Consider the following 2,467-nt stretch of genomic DNA (forward strand, 5'->3'; position numbering starts at 1 on the left):
ACAATGTACTCACCCAGCACTACCACCTACACCAGCGTCTCCCAGTCTCAAGCCTCGATCCTGATCGAGCGACTCGTTCAGTCCATTGAGCGTACTGACAGACCAGCTTTCGAGATCATCCAATCTCCATCAGGATACGAACAGGTACATAGGACCAAGCTCTCCAGATACTTCGACTCCATTCAGCAGATGCTTGATCTCTTCTATGATGACGAAGCTTACGTCTACAGCGAGCACCTGCGTGCCTTCTGGCAAGCCTGTCAGGACATTGGCCTGGAGCATAGTCCAATAGGTCTGACCTGCCTAAATAATCAAGGGACGGGATACCTGGATTTCCACCACTCCATGAACGTGCTGGTCGCTCGGATACGTCAGATAATTCGAGGTAAGGAGTTCAAGCGTAAGGAGAATGACCGCCGCTATGAGGCCAGCCAGAAGCAAGCCATGCTCACTGAGTACGTGGGGCGAGTGCTAGATCGCTATTCCCGTACGATTGTCGTGCGGGTGGATCTGCACTACCGAGCAATAGCACGGGCGCGTCTGCGTATCGAACATGTGTTCGAGGACCTGGATTTTCTGGTCCGAGCGAGGGAGCGTAATCCGATCTTTAAGCACGAGACGGGCTATATCTGTTCAGTCGAGCAAGGAGAGGACAAGGGGTTTCACGTTCATGCTGCCTTCTTCTTCAATGGTGCTGAGGTGCGTAGCGACTTTAACAAAGCGAGGGAGATTGGTGAGCTGTGGGAGCAGGTCAGCCGTGGGCATGGGTACTGCTACCGTTGCAATGATGACAAGGACCGTTACGGCGATGAAGTAGGTATCGGGACGATCCGGCGAGCTGACACTCAGGCGTGCGGCAAGGTTATCAAGGCCATGCACTATCTCACCAAGGAATCTCAGCATCTACGTATCAAGCCGACAGGGGCACGAACCTTTCGCACTGGTCGCATTCGGCGGACAGCTGCTTGAGCGCTATCGATCTGTCGATGGCTATTCCACTTCTGAGGCGAATGTCCTATTTCCTGACTAGCTGATTGCCACTACAGTGGTGCCCTTTTACTAGGAGGGCACCATGGCATCAGTGATTGAAGTGACTCAGGATGTGGTTTACGACCTGTCAGGCGAGAAGGTAACTATCCTGGCAGATTCGATAGTTCAGTCCCCATCGGAGCTGGTGGAGGCTCCCAGATTCAAGGGGGATGGTGAAACCTATGCGACCTTGTTCACCGGGAGTACCCAGGCTGGGGATGTCTTATGGCGCGTCACGGCAGATTACGGTTTCACAACTCCTCCAAGCATCGACGCGGTCGAGCTGGTGGAGTGTCCAGAAGGTATCGAGATTATCCAGAGCTTAGCGGTTGAGATCGTTCAAGTCGAATATGAAGACGATGCGTGTTGAGCTGGGCTGGTGACTGAGTAAATCGCCCCTGGTGTCATGTGTCATCTGCGTTACCCCGAAGTATTCAAATTGAGACGGTCACGTTATGACAGAGGATAGGGGGGGGCTTGCTGATCGATTCGTTCACGTCGTCCAACTGAGGGTAGGGCTACTGCGGTGTCTGTTAGGTTCAAAGACCTTGATGCACATAGAAAAACAACTGTATGCGTGTACAATAACGCAAATGCACAGACAAATACGGGGCTCTCCATGCGATTTACTGACACTAAGAGCGAAACCTTGAATCTCAGGGTCTCCCCTTTATTTAAGCTTGCCTTAAGGGAAGCCGCCGATCACGAGCATCGGAGTATGGTGAACATGCTTGAAGTGTTGCTAGGTGAGTACTGCGAACGTACAGGTGTTTTGCCACCTGGGCAGCAGGCCGATCCAGTGCTCGAAAAGAAAAGAAGTCATGCTAAACGTCGAGCACACGTAGGGGCAGCAGCATGACATTTCGCTACATCGGCTCAAAATCCCGGATTGTCGACCAAATCACCACCTACATTGGCCCCCCAAAAGAAGGGGCTTTTTTTGTGGATGCCTTTTGCGGAACGGGGGCCGTGGCTGAGGCTGCTGCTCAGCTTGGTTGGAATGTCAGGATTAATGACAACCTGAACTCGGCAGTAATCTCTGCGGGGGCGCGACTTATCAGTCGGAACCAGGCGACGTTTAAGGTACTTGGCGGCTACGCAGGCGCCATCGATAAGCTCAACTCAACCAAGCCTATGCATGGTTTTATGTGGAGCGCTTACAGCCCAGTATCGTTCGACTCCTGTGGTATTGAGCGTAGATACTTCACTGAGGAGAATGCCGCTCGCATTGACGCCATGCGTGCTCTCATCGCTGGATGGCGTGAGGCTGGAAGCATTGACGATGTCGAGGAGCGCTTGTTGATCGCAGATCTTTTTGGGGCCCTGAATCGTGTGGCTAATATTGCGGGTACCTTTGGCTGTTTTCTGTCCAAGTGGACCAAACAGTCTCAAGAGCGCATTGCTATGCGTTGCAGGGACCTAAAAGTCAGCAATGTGC

3 protein-coding genes are annotated in these 2,467 nt (G+C 52.6%); all 3 read left to right on the forward strand.

What is annotated here, in order from left to right; translation table 11 throughout:
* Positions 1-3: 3 nt before the first annotated feature.
* Positions 4-969: a YagK/YfjJ domain-containing protein gene (locus AC1DRJ_RS24405; RefSeq protein ID WP_477804416.1), complete on the forward strand. Its 966-nt coding sequence runs from the start codon at positions 4-6 to the stop codon at positions 967-969.
* A 103-nt stretch (positions 970-1,072) separates the two neighbouring features.
* On the forward strand, positions 1,073-1,399 hold the full coding sequence (locus AC1DRJ_RS24410; RefSeq protein ID WP_477804414.1) for a hypothetical protein: 327 nt from the start codon (positions 1,073-1,075) through the stop codon (positions 1,397-1,399).
* Between the two features lie 485 nt (positions 1,400-1,884).
* Positions 1,885-2,467: DNA adenine methylase (locus AC1DRJ_RS24415; protein ID WP_477804415.1), on the forward strand; the 583-nt coding region annotated here is incomplete at its 3' end.

The organism is Pseudomonas sp. P5_B2, from assembly GCF_056400445.1.

Excerpts from the sequence above, each read along its gene's own strand:
- AC1DRJ_RS24410 (WP_477804414.1), top strand. The coding sequence starts at position 1,073 with ATGGCATCAGTGATTGAAGTGACTCAGGATGTGGTTTACGACCTGTCA.
- AC1DRJ_RS24405 (WP_477804416.1), top strand. The coding sequence starts at position 4 with ATGTACTCACCCAGCACTACCACCTACACCAGCGTCTCCCAGTCTCAA.